Source organism: Parapedobacter composti (assembly GCF_900112315.1).
GTDB lineage: Bacteria > Bacteroidota > Bacteroidia > Sphingobacteriales > Sphingobacteriaceae > Parapedobacter > Parapedobacter composti.
The window spans coordinates 14,152-27,208 of record NZ_FOLL01000017.1; the positions used below are offsets into that span (position 1 = coordinate 14,152).

The window sequence follows — 13,057 nt, forward strand, 5'->3', positions numbered from 1 at the left end:
TGCTAATCCCGCCGGTCTTCGGGGGGCAGCTCCATAAAATTCCGGCTGCGCACAAGTGCCGGTTTGCGCCATTTGGCCCACCACAGGTAACCGTAATAGCCCAGCAGCGCTGCGGGGATGCCCGTTACTATTCCGCCGGCAACCAATGAAACGAACACCAGTTTGCCGGCATTCCAGATGATAAGTGCAAAGTCCCAGCTGATGGTCTGGGGGAAATCAAAATCCAGTTGCAGGTTAAGCAGGCGCTTGCCCAGCCAGTAATTAAAGTAAAAGATAGGAAGTCCCGTAACGGCGTTGGTGTTGAACACAGCCATGCATGCAGCGGTTTTGTTTACCTTCATCCAAGACGCCATGAAATAGGCAATAAATACCTGGAATCCCGGTAGGGGCATCATCCCGATGAAAGATCCGAGTGCAAATCCCCTTGCAATATAGGTAGGGGAGCCGCTGAGGGAAAACAGTTTTCTCCTCAATAGCCGTACGCGGCGTTTGAACGCAGAACTGCTTTTGGTTGCCATAATGGGATGAGCTGGGCTTGCATGCCACAAATATAAGCTCTGCTTTGCTTTTATGGAAACACAATTGTCAGCGTTTCTCACCGGCTGTTAAGCCGGCTTACTGCGGCAGCCTCACTTTGTATACGCGGTAAGGGTATTCTACGTTATCTTGGCCGTTGTTCCACGCCGGGTCGCGTTGCAGTTGTGCGCATGAAACGTAGAGGTAGCCGTCGGATCCGATGCCGAATGAATCCGGCCAGATCAGCCGGGAGTCCCGTACCAACGTATGCAGCCTGCCGTCAGGCGACAAATACTTGATGCTGTAGTCCATGGACGAGGTGAGGTAGATATTTCCCTTATTGTCGGCAATAAGCCCATGGGTAACAGTGGTTTTTCCCATATCCTCCACATGCTGCGCCAATTCAGCATCGGTCAGCGACGCATCAGCCAAATAACGCGTTTCGATGCGGTAAAGATTAAGCTTATTGATGGGTTTGAAATAAAAATACCGGTTGTCTTTGGTGAGCGCTATCCCATTTACATTCGAGCGGAACGGGTTGCCGTTGCCATCGCGCATTTCCTTGCCGTCATAGCTGAGCACCACATCCGGATCGGCCGTGGTGGAGGGTTGATTGCTTAATACTGTCCTGGAGGTTCCCGACGCCAAATCCAGCACCACGATGGCCGCCCGGCCCGGATCCGAAAGGTAGGCCAGTTTTTTTTCGGTATCGATGCGCATATCGTTGAGTCCCGCGGTTTTCCTGTCGATGTCCTCAAACGTATACACCCGCTCCACACGGTCGTTGGCCAGGTTGATTTTCAGGAGCTTGAATGCCCCTTCGGCAGCCTCGCTGCCCTGACCGCCGAATATTGATCCTTTCGGTGCCGGCTTTGAGTCCAGCACCCAAAGGTAATCTTCGGTATCGACATACAGATCCTGTACATTTACGAAGCGTGTGGCCGAGTCGCCTGCATAGGTATTCCAAGCGACGTCCGGATAGGGTTGAGGCTTTCCGTCAATAATTTCGGTAAGGCTATACCGGTGGTCCTTCCCTTGGTATGGAAAAGAAACGAAGAGCCTGTTGGTTGACGACACGCTAACACCGATGGGCCGGTGTTTTCCAAATTCGGCTACCGGGATGAGCGCGTCGCTAGTGTGCCGCTGCTGTGCCATGCAATGCTCCGCGATGGCAAGCAGGCCGATTGAAAGGATGCTTATGGTTATGGTGCTCATTTTAACTGCTGGCTTTATCCAATATTTCCAGATCCTCGTTGTCCAGTTTAAGTTCCGGGGCGGCAAAAAGTGTTTCCAGTTGCTCTTTGCTCGTTGCACTTACGATGGGCGCGCCCACATGGGGCTGCGCAAGCAGCCAAGCCAACGCCACCGTGGCAGGGGAGGAGGCCCGGTGCTTAGCGGCTACCTGATCCAGTGCACTGAGCACGCCAAGCCCCTGTTCATTGAGGTACTTCTTAACCCCGCCGCCACGCACGCTTTTCCCTAAATCGGCCTCGCTGCGGTATTTACCCGAGAGGAACCCCGCTGCCAGCGCCCAATACGGGAATACGGTCAACTGATGCCGTTCCGCCAGCGGTGCATATTCCGTTTCGTATGCCCTACGCTCCACAAGGTTATAATGCGGCTGCAGCGCCACATAGCGGGGCAATCCCGTTTTTTCGGCCAGTGCGAGCGACTCTTCCAGCCGTGCGGGTGATACATTGGATGCCCCGATGTACCGTACCTTGCCGGCCTTGATGACTTCATCGTAGGCCGCAAGCGTTTCCTCCACCGGCGTATTGTTATCGTCGTAGTGGGTATAGTACAGATCGATGTGGTCCGTCTGCAGGCGGCGGAGCGATTCATCCACCGATTTCAGGATATGCTTCCGGCTGATATCAAACGGATGTTCGCGGGTCTCCGAACCCACTTTGGTGGCGATAACCACCTTATTGCGGAGGCCACGGCTTTTGAGCCAGTTGCCGATGATGGTTTCAGATTGGCCACCCGTACCGTTTACCCACCATGCATACGTGTCGGCTGTGTCAATGAAATCAAAGCCACCTTCTATAAACGCATCCAGTATTGAAAACGATTGCTTTTCATCGAGCGTCCAGCCAAATACATTGCCCCCGAAATTGATGCGTGCCACTTCCAGATCCGATGTGCCTATTTTAACTTTTTCCATATCATTAAATACGTTGCGTGAAGCCTTTTGTTTGCCGTAAAGGACGCACAAACCCGTCAAACAAACGCCATTATACTGTCAAAATGCGATATGGAGCGTTGCATTCGGCGGTTATAAAGGAATTTACCTAAGTTTGCCGTAAAAAAGCAAGAGCAATGATCTTAGCGAATGAATGGCTGGAGGCCGAGATTAATCCCAAAGGAGCCGAACTGAAGCACCTTCGCAGTAAAACGCACAACCATGAATACCTATGGCATGCCGATTCCAGGTATTGGGCGAAAACGAGTCCGGTGCTGTTTCCCATAGTTGGTGCGCTGAAAGGCGGCACCTATCAATACGGCGGCAACACCTACCAGTTACCCCGTCATGGGTTTGCACGGGATGAGGTATTTGAAGTACAGCAGCTTTCCGGTGCTGAAGCCGTGTTTACCTTGCGCGACACGGATGAAACGCACAATCGTTACCCGTTTGCTTTCCGGTTGGCCCTTCGTTACCAGCTTGATGGCCGCGCGTTGCGCTGCACCTACGAGGTGCATAATCCTGACGATGTGCCGTTGCTTTTTTCCATCGGCGGGCACCCCGCATTTGCAACCCCCGCAGGCGCAGGCGGGCTTTCTTATACTGATTACTACCTGGAATTCCCCGAAGACGAAGCGTTGCATTGCCATGCACTGGAGGACAACCTGATTTCGCCCGAAATACGCACCATAACCCTGAAAAACCACCGGCTGCCACTTCGGTACGACCTGTTTTATGGCGATGCGCTCGTGCTTAAAACATTGAAGAGCAGCGAAATCAGTTTACGGAATCATGTCAATGACCGAGCGGTCCGTTTTCGGTTTGCAGGCTTCCCTTATTTCGGTATATGGGCGGCCAAAGGAGCTGATTTTGTGTGTTTGGAACCCTGGTGCGGCATAGCCGATGCGGTGGGGCATAACCAGCGGCTGGAAGATAAGGAGGGGATACAGCGTTTGGATGGGGGCATAACATGGACCCGGAGCTGGGAGGTGCACGTCGAATGACCAAAGCCATGGAAACCGCAAACTGGAAAACGCTACGCAGTAATACCGTCTATGAGAACCGATGGATACAGGTGCAGCACAGCGATGTCATTACTCCCGCAGGCACGCCGGGGATATATGGCGTGGTGAAGTTTAAAAACAAAGCCATCGGTATTGTTCCGTTAGATGACGAGGGCTATATCTATCTGGTAGGGCAATACCGCTATGCGCTGGATGAGTTTTCCTGGGAAATTCCCGAAGGGGGAGGGCCGTTGCATGAAGACCCACTCCTTACAGCCCAGCGGGAACTAAAGGAGGAAACCGGGCTGACGGCAGAAAAATGGCAGCACATCGGCCGGATCCATACATCCAACTCGGTAACCGATGAAGAGGGGTTTATCTACCTGGCACAAGGGCTGAGCCAGGGGGAAGCCGAGCCGGAAGACACCGAAGAGCTGCATGTGCGGCGCCTGCACCTCAAGGATGCGGTGGAGCTGGTTATGCGTTCGGAAATCACCGACTCCATATCCATCTGCGCCATCTTGAAGGTTGCCCGTATGCTGGGGATATAACCTGATACCCCGGCATATGGGCTTAACGGCATAACAACAAATGCCCTATTGGTGTGAGACGTCCAGGTAATGCATATTCACCACATCAATTACGTCATAGATGTCAAAAGGCTTGCGGATGTACGAATCAGCGCCGCATTGTTCCGCTATCTTGTCGATACCCTGCATAGCCGAGATAAGTACCACGGGGATAGCGGCCGTCTTTTCATCAGATTTTAACTGACGGCACAGGTCACTTCCCCAGCCCCAGTTCAGGTTCTCGTCAAGCAATATCAGGCCTACCTGGTGTTGCTGTAGCTTCTTCTGGATCGATTTGCCGTTGTCGGTTATCACTTCGTAATCCTCGAATTGCATGAACTCGGATACTACCTCAAGCATATCGCCGTCGTCTTCGGCGTACAAGATTTTCTTTTTCATGTTTTCGGAATTACCACGTGTTATGTTATAGACAGATAAATAGCAACCACAAATGTACTACAAGTTTCCTATTAAAAGTAACAGTATTGTAAGAATTTTGTTGGTTGTCCGGTTCTTCATTACGATAAACGTAAGAATACCGACCTTTGTATGATGTCAAAACCAAAAGTACAAGCGGTCTTCTTCGATATTGACGGCACGCTGCTCGGGCTGAAGAGCAAAGTCATCCCTGATTCTACTATCGAGGCGCTGGCTATTTTGAAAGCCAAAGGAATAAAAATCATTGTTTCCACGGGCAGGTCATACGAGCACGCCCGTTTTCTGGCGTCTTACGGCTTTGATGGTTTTATTACCTTTAACGGAAGTTATTGCGTAGACGAACAGGGGCAGGCATTTTTCCGCCATACTATAGCTGGCGATGACATCCAGATATTGCATGATCACTTAAACACTGCCGATAGGTTTCCCGTGGGGGTGATGACCACCGAAGGGTCATTTATCAGCGACATCACAGATGACGTGGCAGCCATTTTCCACTTATTGAAACTGGAAATACCCCGGGCACAGCCTTTTGCACAAGCACTGCATACCGAGGTGCTTCAGCTCAATCTGTTTGTTGATGAACATACAGAGCTGCACCTTATCAATAACGTACTGAAGAACTGCGAATCGAGCCGCTGGTGCCCGCAGTTTATCGACGTCAACGCGCGGGGCATCAGCAAAAAGGTGGGCATGGAGCAATTTTTCGCCAGATACAGCTTGTCGGCCGCACACACCATGGCGTTCGGCGATGGCGGAAACGATATCCAGATGCTCCGCGCCGCCGGTGTCGGCGTAGCCATGGCCAATGCCGGGGCCAACGTGAAGGCCGTGGCCGATTATGTGACCGACACAACCGAGGAACACGGCATCTGGAATGCACTCAAACGGTACGAGATCATATAACGACAATGCCGTCGGTTATCAAAAATATCGCGGTCTTCTGCGGTTCCAGCATGGGAAACGAACGCGTGTACGCCGAGCAGGCATACCTGCTCGGCAAAACATTGGCATTGTCGGGCATTGGGTTGATATATGGCGGGGCCCAGGTAGGGCTTATGGGCACCGTGGCCAACGGAGCGCTTGAGCATGGTGGCCGGGTCGTTGGCGTGTTACCCTATTTCTTGCAAACCAAAGAAGTGGCACACAACAGGCTTACCGAACTGGTACTGGTAGATACCATGCATGAGCGGAAAACCGTAATGCACGAGCGTTGCGATGGCATCATCGCCTTGCCCGGCGGTTTTGGCACGATGGAAGAATTTTTCGAAGTACTTACATGGGGGCAGTTGGGATTGCACCGTAAACCCATGGGGCTGTTGAACAGCAACGGCTTCTACGATCCCTTGATTACCCTTGTACAAGGCATGGTAGACAACGGGTTTTTAAAAGAACTGAACCAGCGGATGCTCCTGCACCATCATGATATCCATGAATTGCTGAAACAGCTGCAGGGCTATGAGCCTCCGGCGGTAACTAAATGGATAACAAAAACGGCCACCTGATATCGCGCCAGGCGCATGGCGGGTGTCTCGGTTCGCACGCTTATTCGTGGCACATCGCAGGTGCGGTGCTGGGGCAAGCCTCCTCGGCTGCAATGGCCGCTACCTCCGTCAGCCAGGCACTTCGCTGGCCTTCATCAGACTCGATGACAGGTCCGATAAAAGTTGTCTTCACGGGTGCTACTCCACAGGTCTCCAAGGTACCCTTCTGCAGTTGGGTGAAGCTGGTATTGTCGTAGTCACTTGCGTACGAGGCCTCCGTCATGTCAGAGGTACAGATAATCCGCCCAGAGCGGCCCTGGAGCATGCCTGATAGTTCATTGCGCTCATTGACAGTATATGTGATGCCGGGCAAAAATACCCGATCGATAAAGCCTTTCATCACGGCAGGATAGCTCCACCACCACAGCGGGTGTATCCACACCATGTGGTCAGACCATTTGATTTTTTCAATAGCTTGCAATAGATCAGGCTCCAGCAAGCTGCGTTTCCGGTACCCGTAGCGGAGGTTCGGATCGAAGTCGAGATCGCCTAAAGCCAGGTACTCCGTGGCGGCACCCCGACGGGAGGCGACTTCCATATACGTTCGGGCGATGGCCCTGTTGAAGCTTTCGGGATCGGGATGCCCGTTGATGATCAATATTTTTCGCATCTTTGGTCTTGTTAAGTGAAAACTCTATATAGGTCATTTGACCTAATGCAAAGGTAGGTCAGATGACCTATTATTGCAGGACAAAGTGAAAATCGTTGATATCAAGCGTAATGGCAAAGCGAAGCGACCGTACGGCGGAGATTATTAAGGCGACAGTGCAGCTGTTGAAAGAGGAGGGGAGCGAAGGGCTGACACTGCGTAAGGTGGCCGGCAGATGCGGTATTGCGTTGAGTAACCTGCAGTATTACTACCCCGGCAAAACAGCCTTGCTGCAGGCCACGGCAGATCACTTTTTCCGAACCTGTGAAGAGCAGATCCTAGCTGAACGCGCCGAGGCGCTGAACGATGACCCTGCATCTTCGCACGCCTTCCTGAAAAGGCTCCTCACGTTGTTGCTTATTTGTGAGCTCGACGAGTTTTATAGCACTGTCTTCCGTGAGTTGTGGGCATTGGCTATCCGGGACGCGGCATTGGCCGCTGCGATGCATACCTACTACCGCCGGTATGCTGCCTGGATGACGGATATGATTGCGGAGTTGTTCCCTCGGGCGGATGCCATCGTGAGTCTGTTGATTCCGTATGCCGAAGGCTACGCGCTGGTAGGTGACTCCATGCCGCTTGATCGCCAAGAGGTGGTATCCTTATGGTACCGGCTGATCACGGCCTTGCCGGATAAACCGTAATAGCTCTTCACCCTTTTCGTAAAACCGAATGGGGGATGCCCAGATTGGGTCCGCCATCATCACGGTCACAACAGCACTTTAAGCCTTGCGGATAAGCATTGCCCGGCAACCAATCACGGGGAAAGTATTTTTGTTCAAAAAAACATTATCTTTGTTCGCTAAGATATTTGTTGTATTAAGATAATGGAAATAGAACATGTGAAAGCAGTAAGAAAGCTCAGCCAGTTGTATACCTATACGTCACTCATCATGCATGAGGCTGTGGCCAAGAACGCAGGCTTGTCTGGTACAGACCAGAAATACCTCGCGTTGCTGCTAAAAAACGGAAAAATGACAGCCGGCGCGCTTGCAGACTTAACCGGTTTGACCACAGGCGCGGTAACGGGGTTAGTTGATCGCTTCGAAAGGAAGCAACTGGTGAAGCGGGAATTCGATCAGGGAGACCGGCGCAAAGTCGTGATCGCACCGGATACGGAGAGGATTAGGGCGCTATTGACACCGCTTTACGAAGCGTTCCAGTCCAGAACCGAAGCATTGATCGCTTCGTTTTCCAAGGAAGCGCGTGACAATCTGGAGACTTATTTCAGGAAAGCGATTATATTAATGAACGAAATAACGGATAATTTAAATGAAAAATAAGCACAACAGCAACGAACCCACAGCAAATGAAGCTGTCCCCAGCCCATTTGCCCAAACCTTTTTTCACGGAACGAAAGCCGACCTGAAAATCGGCGATTTTGTCGCTGCGGGCTTTCAGTCGAATTTTGCAGATCGGAAGCTGAAGCATGCCTATGTGTCCGCCACGCTTAATGCTGCCATTTGGGGCGCCGAGCTGGCCGCAGGCAATGGCCGCGAACGCATCTACCTAGTGGAAGCCACCGGAGAAATCGAAGACGACCCAAACGTTACAGACAAGAGGTTTCCGGGCAACCCGACCATGTCGTACCGCTCTGTCCATCCCTTTAAAGTCATCGGCGAAGTAACTGTCTGGCAGGGGCACTCCGCTGAACAGATTAACGCCATGAAGGCAGGGTTAGAAAAACTAAGCAAACAAGGCGAGAATGTAATTATTGATTGAGTTTACTTCTGCTATAACGCTCAATGTCGGTGCCGGTCATTAAAGAACCAGCCAGCTAAAATCAGCTCCTATCAAATTAACAATGCTGGAATTTTTCCGATAAATTCCTATCTTTCCTCCGTATAAAATAAAGTCGATCTAAAACTTTCCGTTACCCCATGCGTATCCTTCGAAAAATTAACGCTGCAGCTCAGGTTTTCGCCATGCTGTTGTTTTTATGCCCCTTGTTGTTATCCGCACAGCAGCGCGTATACCGGTCGCCACATCCGGGCTGGATTGCGGAGCCGGCGCTCCAGGGTGGCCGGCCCGAGGCCCGTAAGATCACGGAGGGCTATTACATCAAGCTTTACGATTATCAGGTACATGTCGAGCAGCAGGTCGCCTACACCCGCATCGTCCGCGAGATCGTTGCTGAATCTGGCGTGCAAAGTGCAGCAGAGATTCGCGTCAGTTACCTGCCGGCCTACCAGCGGCTCACGTTTCATGAGGTCGTTATTATCCGTGGCGGCCAGCGCATCGACAAGTTTGTTGTCGGTAAATTTCAGGTCGCTGCCGTAGAGGGCGATGCCGCCTCATACATCTACAACGGTAACCATGTGGCTTACCTGCTGCTGGATGATGTCCGTGTGGGCGACATTATTTCCTACAGCTACAGCATTTCCGGTCGTAACCCGGTGTTTGAAGGTAAATTTTTCGACGATATCTATCTGCAGGGGGCGGCGCCTATTGCGCAGCTGTATGCCGCGGTACTGGCGTCGCCTAGCCGGCCACTTTATGTCAAGACGTTTAACGGAGCCAAGCAACCCGTCACTTCAACAGCGAACAACCTCAAACGCCTGGTATGGGAAGGCAAGCAGATTGATGCCGTGCGTTATGACGATTATGCACCCCAATGGTACAATCCCTTCCAGCATGCGCAGCTGTCTGAGTTCGCCAGTTGGGCAGAGGTAGGTGCATGGGGTGTCCGCGTTAATCCGTTAGCCAACAGCGCTGGCGGAGAGGTTGCGGCTCGGGCGAATGCGTTGCTGCAGGCTGCCAAAGGCAATCTCATGGATTTTGCGCAGGCGGCTATCCGTTTTGTACAGGACGAAATCCGGTATACCGGCGTAGCGATCGGTGAACATTCGCATCGTGCTAATCCCCCTGAAAAGGTGCTCCTTCAACGCTATGGCGACTGTAAAGATAAATCCCTCCTGCTGGCCGCCATGTTGCGCCATGCCGGCATTCAAGCCCATTTGGTGTTGGTAAACACCCACCTTGGTGCCCGTATAAAGGACCAACTGCCGTCGCCCTATGCGTTCAACCATGCCGTCACCGCTTTTGAAATTGACAACCGGCCCTATTGGATAGATGCTACCTTTAGCCACCAAGGGGGTACTTTAGCTACACTTTACCGGCCCGAATACGGCGCGGGGCTGGTCTTGAAACCAACTGAAAGCGATTTCTTGCCGTTGCATGCAGAAGGCGAGGGGGGCGTCTTCTGCCGCGAAACCTATGACATTTCCGCTGAAGAAGTGGCGTTGGCTACGTTGCGGGTCGAAACTGTATATACCGGCCATGAGGCAGATGCCACCCGAATACAATTCACCTATGGCAGCATCTGGGATATTGAGAAAAATTACCTCGACTACTATTCCCGTTTTTATCCACAGATCGAACGTATTGACTCCGTTGAAGTGATTGACGATCGCGGTGCCAATCGTCTCACCGTTATCGAGCAGTACCGCATTCCCGCATTTCTCGTAAAAAATGAAGCTACCAGTCAGCATGAAGTCGGGTTCTACGCTAATATGATTGGAGAAAGACTCCCCTCGCTGTCAGGAAGGCGCACCACACCCGTGGCGGTTAACTATCCGAGTGACATCAACTACACCATCGAGGTCAAATCGCCCCACGGTTGGAATATACCCAGGGAGAACTTTTTCCTTGACCGCGATGGTTATGTCATCGGCTGCACCACGTCTACCCATGGCGATACCCTCAAACGCAATTATCAGTTCAGGTACCATAAGCGCGAAATACCAGCCGCCCAAAGCGGCGAATTTGCTTCAGACATCAAAACGATTACAGACAATCAGCTCTCTTTCGGTTTCGGTGTCAACCTCGCCACAAGCGCAAGAATGAGCAGTAAAGGCATCAGTTGGTATGCGTTGATCTATACGTTACTGGTATTGGCGGGCATGGCCTATTTCGGATGGCGGCTATATCGCCGGGACATCCCTCCAAAGATTGACATGGAAGAACATTTCATCTATGAGCGGATTGGCGGCTGGCTGATTCTTCCTTTTATCGGTTTCTGCCTCACGCCGATTGCAATTCTCATCTTCATCTGGAATGACCGTTATTATCATCCCGGCGTTTGGAATGTCTTCCAGGGAACGCCGTACAACGCCGTGTTCAAAAGCATATTAGCGTTTGAATTCACCGGCAACCTCGTTATTCTGAGTCTTGCAGTGTTGTGTGTTGTTTTCTGTTTGCGTCGCAAAGTCGTCTTGCCGGCCTTGGCTGTGGGATTTTATCTTTTTAGTTTCGGTATAGCGTTTATCGATTTTGTCTTGATGCAGACCGTTGCTCTTCCCTCGCAGTTCATGTTATCTGATCAATCCCAAGGCATGCGGGAATTAATCAGGGCATTTGTGGTAGCTGCAATCTGGATACCATATTTCCTGTTTTCATCTAGGGTTAAGACTACCTTTGTGAAGTAATCAACCGTTACCTAATGCTCAGTTGGCAAGAACTATTATTTTACAGAAAGGTTCCTCACAGGCTTGCACCGAATTCGATTACTTAAAGGTTTATGCTATGATTATAGATCTTCTTACCTTAAAACGGCTAGCTTATTTTGTCGCGTTATTGATCGTATGCTTTTCCACCATTTCATGCGGACATAAATCCAGTAGTGAGGGCATTTCCGGTGTATGGATTGCTGAAGATTTTTTATACGGTGTTCTTTACAAACATGTGCTGCAAATAGACACTATGGATACTGGGGGGTGGCAGTTTCAACTTCCGCAACCTATTTAATTGGAGGAGCTTCAATGCAGTTCGATACAGCTTCCTTTACTGGTGATTCGGTCTACTTTCGAAGTAGCAATCCCAAGATGAAAGACACCTTTAGGGGCAGGTTTGAGAGAGATGCTATCGTGGGTGAGCTTGCGCGAAATGGCCAAAAGCGGGCGATGACCTTCCGTAAATTCGACCTCGGTGCGCATCGGCCACAAACACCAATTCGCCCTTTTCCATATGTAGAGAAGAAGTTCGTTTTACGAACCCCGACAGCTCGGTTGTGTTTAGCAGTACTTTTACCTATCCAGAAAGGGAAGGTCAATATCCTGCTGTGCTAATAATTTCGGGGTCTGGTCCGCAGGATCGTGACGGAAATTTGTTTTTCCATGATCCGTATTTGATCATCGGCGATTACCTCACGCGGCACGGCATCGCCGTCCTTAGGCTGGATGACCGCAACGTGGGTGAGACGGTGGAGGCTCCCGGAGCCAAAGTCGATTACTTGGCCGACGCCGTGCGCGCCATCGAATTCCTGAAGGGCCATGAAAACGTAGATGGCAATAAAGTGGGAATCATCGGGCACAGCCAAGGAGGATTGGTCGCGATAGAAGCTGCTGCGGCTGTCCCCGATCTAGCAGCCGTTGTGAACGCTTGGATCGCCCATTGCTAGGTCAGAAATAGATTTCTTTGTGAACCTCTATGCGTCTTTTTTGACGGGTATGTCAGATTCAAGTAAAGAGAAAGTGGTTGGCTTCATGACTGAAGTTCTCCTTACCATGAAGGAAACTCCGTCCAAAAGAATGGCGTCGCAGCAAATCATGGAAAAAGCAAAGGATTGGTTTCGCCGCAACCGGAATGATAAAGCGGCTGTTACTGCTTTTCTACATCATCCTAAGGATGTCGATAATGACAAAGCCATCGTGAAAATGCTTCAGAAACGGTTCGGGTTCTATTTTTCCAGGGATTGCTACTATATATTGTCATATGATCCTGATGCAGTGTTTCCAAAAATCAGGTGCCCCATTTTGGCGGTTTTATGGAGTACACGACAACCGTATGAGCTTTCCAGAGGAGAAAGAGCGAATGGATCTTCTCGTCGCCCAAAACGGCATTGAGATAGAGGCTAAGTGTTTCGCTCGCATGAACCATTTCTTGCAAACTTCAAGCAGTAAGAATGATACCGAAGTGTTCGAATTGAAAGAGACGGTATCGCCCCCAGGTATTAACACTGTTGAAGCAATGGCTGACCGAGCGACTAGCGCATTAACGTAGCGTCTAGGTACTCTTCCCCCCCGAACAAAGACGTCCCTTAACACATATGGAGGCAGCTTCAAACTATTCACATTGGAAGGACAATGGTGGAGATTGCTACGGCTTGTTCATACAACGGTATTTTGCATTGCTTTTAAATATGTATTCCCCGTTGT

General features: G+C 50.9%; 15 protein-coding genes. 10 read left to right on the forward strand and 5 right to left on the reverse strand.

Annotated elements, in window-relative coordinates; all coding sequences use genetic code 11:
- Nucleotides 1-2: 2 nt before the first annotated feature.
- The 3 genes from BM030_RS15710 to BM030_RS15720 all read right to left on the reverse strand — a co-directional run bounded on the left by BM030_RS15710 (nt 3) and on the right by BM030_RS15720 (nt 2,680).
- Entirely contained in the window at nt 3-518 is a 516-nt protein-coding gene (locus BM030_RS15710) for a DUF2062 domain-containing protein (protein ID WP_090974562.1), read from the reverse strand.
- 97 nt (nt 519-615) lie between these two features.
- Nucleotides 616-1,731: an L-dopachrome tautomerase-related protein gene (locus BM030_RS15715; protein WP_090974563.1), complete on the reverse strand. Its 1,116-nt coding sequence runs from the start codon at nt 1,729-1,731 to the stop codon at nt 616-618.
- 1 nt (nt 1,732) lies between these two features.
- The gene (locus BM030_RS15720) at nt 1,733-2,680 is read right to left on the reverse strand and encodes an aldo/keto reductase (RefSeq protein ID WP_090974628.1); all 948 of its coding nucleotides are present in this window, start codon (nt 2,678-2,680) and stop codon (nt 1,733-1,735) included.
- A 155-nt stretch (nt 2,681-2,835) separates the two neighbouring features.
- Here BM030_RS15720 and BM030_RS15725 point away from each other — a divergent pair, with 155 nt between their 5' ends.
- Both BM030_RS15725 and BM030_RS15730 read left to right on the forward strand, forming a co-directional pair.
- Nucleotides 2,836-3,702, forward strand: a complete 867-nt coding sequence (locus BM030_RS15725) for an aldose 1-epimerase family protein (RefSeq protein WP_090974564.1) — start codon at nt 2,836-2,838, stop codon at nt 3,700-3,702.
- Nucleotides 3,703-3,710: 8 nt separating this feature from the next.
- Nucleotides 3,711-4,253: an NUDIX domain-containing protein gene (locus BM030_RS15730; protein WP_090974629.1), complete on the forward strand. Its 543-nt coding sequence runs from the start codon at nt 3,711-3,713 to the stop codon at nt 4,251-4,253.
- A 45-nt stretch (nt 4,254-4,298) separates the two neighbouring features.
- Here BM030_RS15730 and BM030_RS15735 read toward each other — a convergent pair whose 3' ends face one another.
- Nucleotides 4,299-4,670, reverse strand: coding sequence for a response regulator (locus BM030_RS15735; RefSeq protein ID WP_090974565.1), 372 nt, complete (start codon nt 4,668-4,670; stop codon nt 4,299-4,301).
- 150 nt (nt 4,671-4,820) lie between these two features.
- Here BM030_RS15735 and BM030_RS15740 point away from each other — a divergent pair, with 150 nt between their 5' ends.
- The gene (locus tag BM030_RS15740; protein ID WP_090974566.1) at nt 4,821-5,615 is read left to right on the forward strand and encodes a Cof-type HAD-IIB family hydrolase; all 795 of its coding nucleotides are present in this window, start codon (nt 4,821-4,823) and stop codon (nt 5,613-5,615) included.
- A 5-nt stretch (nt 5,616-5,620) separates the two neighbouring features.
- Complete coding sequence (locus BM030_RS15745) at nt 5,621-6,214, forward strand: LOG family protein (RefSeq protein WP_090974567.1); 594 nt, start codon at nt 5,621-5,623, stop codon at nt 6,212-6,214.
- A gap of 40 nt (nt 6,215-6,254) precedes the next feature.
- Here BM030_RS15745 and BM030_RS15750 read toward each other — a convergent pair whose 3' ends face one another.
- The gene (locus BM030_RS15750) at nt 6,255-6,863 is read right to left on the reverse strand and encodes an NAD(P)H-dependent oxidoreductase (protein WP_090974568.1); all 609 of its coding nucleotides are present in this window, start codon (nt 6,861-6,863) and stop codon (nt 6,255-6,257) included.
- A 110-nt stretch (nt 6,864-6,973) separates the two neighbouring features.
- Between BM030_RS15750 and BM030_RS15755 the strand changes: the two genes are divergently transcribed.
- From BM030_RS15755 to BM030_RS19690, 6 genes are all read left to right on the forward strand, one after another.
- Nucleotides 6,974-7,546: a TetR/AcrR family transcriptional regulator gene (locus tag BM030_RS15755; protein ID WP_090974569.1), complete on the forward strand. Its 573-nt coding sequence runs from the start codon at nt 6,974-6,976 to the stop codon at nt 7,544-7,546.
- A 183-nt stretch (nt 7,547-7,729) separates the two neighbouring features.
- Nucleotides 7,730-8,185, forward strand: coding sequence for a MarR family winged helix-turn-helix transcriptional regulator (locus BM030_RS15760; protein WP_090974570.1), 456 nt, complete (start codon nt 7,730-7,732; stop codon nt 8,183-8,185).
- Nucleotides 8,175-8,624 carry an NAD(+)--rifampin ADP-ribosyltransferase gene (gene arr / locus BM030_RS15765; RefSeq protein ID WP_090974571.1) on the forward strand — a complete coding sequence of 150 codons (450 nt, stop codon included), beginning with the start codon at nt 8,175-8,177 and terminating at the stop codon, nt 8,622-8,624. Before BM030_RS15760 ends, arr begins: the two co-directional genes overlap by 11 nt.
- A 158-nt stretch (nt 8,625-8,782) precedes the next feature.
- On the forward strand, nt 8,783-11,329 hold the full coding sequence (locus BM030_RS15770; RefSeq protein WP_090974572.1) for a DUF3857 domain-containing protein: 2,547 nt from the start codon (nt 8,783-8,785) through the stop codon (nt 11,327-11,329).
- Between the two features lie 632 nt (nt 11,330-11,961).
- Nucleotides 11,962-12,300 carry an alpha/beta hydrolase family protein gene (locus tag BM030_RS15780; RefSeq protein ID WP_170845772.1) on the forward strand — a complete coding sequence of 113 codons (339 nt, stop codon included), beginning with the start codon at nt 11,962-11,964 and terminating at the stop codon, nt 12,298-12,300.
- 19 nt (nt 12,301-12,319) lie between these two features.
- A complete protein-coding gene (locus BM030_RS19690) occupies nt 12,320-12,745 on the forward strand; it encodes a hypothetical protein (RefSeq protein ID WP_139215920.1) in 426 nt (141 codons plus the stop codon).
- Nucleotides 12,746-13,057: the final 312 nt, after the last annotated feature.

Bases quoted from the DNA above. Each gene is read 5' to 3' on its own strand.
- BM030_RS15710 (WP_090974562.1), bottom strand. From the start codon at position 518: ATGGCAACCAAAAGCAGTTCTGCGTTCAAACGCCGCGTACGGCTATTG.
- BM030_RS15715 (WP_090974563.1), bottom strand. From the start codon at position 1,731: ATGAGCACCATAACCATAAGCATCCTTTCAATCGGCCTGCTTGCCATC.
- BM030_RS15720 (WP_090974628.1), bottom strand. From the start codon at position 2,680: ATGGAAAAAGTTAAAATAGGCACATCGGATCTGGAAGTGGCACGCATC.
- BM030_RS15725 (WP_090974564.1), top strand. From the start codon at position 2,836: ATGATCTTAGCGAATGAATGGCTGGAGGCCGAGATTAATCCCAAAGGA.
- BM030_RS15730 (WP_090974629.1), top strand. From the start codon at position 3,711: ATGGAAACCGCAAACTGGAAAACGCTACGCAGTAATACCGTCTATGAG.
- BM030_RS15735 (WP_090974565.1), bottom strand. From the start codon at position 4,670: ATGAAAAAGAAAATCTTGTACGCCGAAGACGACGGCGATATGCTTGAG.
- BM030_RS15740 (WP_090974566.1), top strand. From the start codon at position 4,821: ATGATGTCAAAACCAAAAGTACAAGCGGTCTTCTTCGATATTGACGGC.
- BM030_RS15745 (WP_090974567.1), top strand. From the start codon at position 5,621: ATGCCGTCGGTTATCAAAAATATCGCGGTCTTCTGCGGTTCCAGCATG.
- BM030_RS15750 (WP_090974568.1), bottom strand. From the start codon at position 6,863: ATGCGAAAAATATTGATCATCAACGGGCATCCCGATCCCGAAAGCTTC.
- BM030_RS15755 (WP_090974569.1), top strand. From the start codon at position 6,974: ATGGCAAAGCGAAGCGACCGTACGGCGGAGATTATTAAGGCGACAGTG.
- BM030_RS15760 (WP_090974570.1), top strand. From the start codon at position 7,730: ATGGAAATAGAACATGTGAAAGCAGTAAGAAAGCTCAGCCAGTTGTAT.
- arr (WP_090974571.1), top strand. From the start codon at position 8,175: ATGAAAAATAAGCACAACAGCAACGAACCCACAGCAAATGAAGCTGTC.
- BM030_RS15770 (WP_090974572.1), top strand. From the start codon at position 8,783: ATGCGTATCCTTCGAAAAATTAACGCTGCAGCTCAGGTTTTCGCCATG.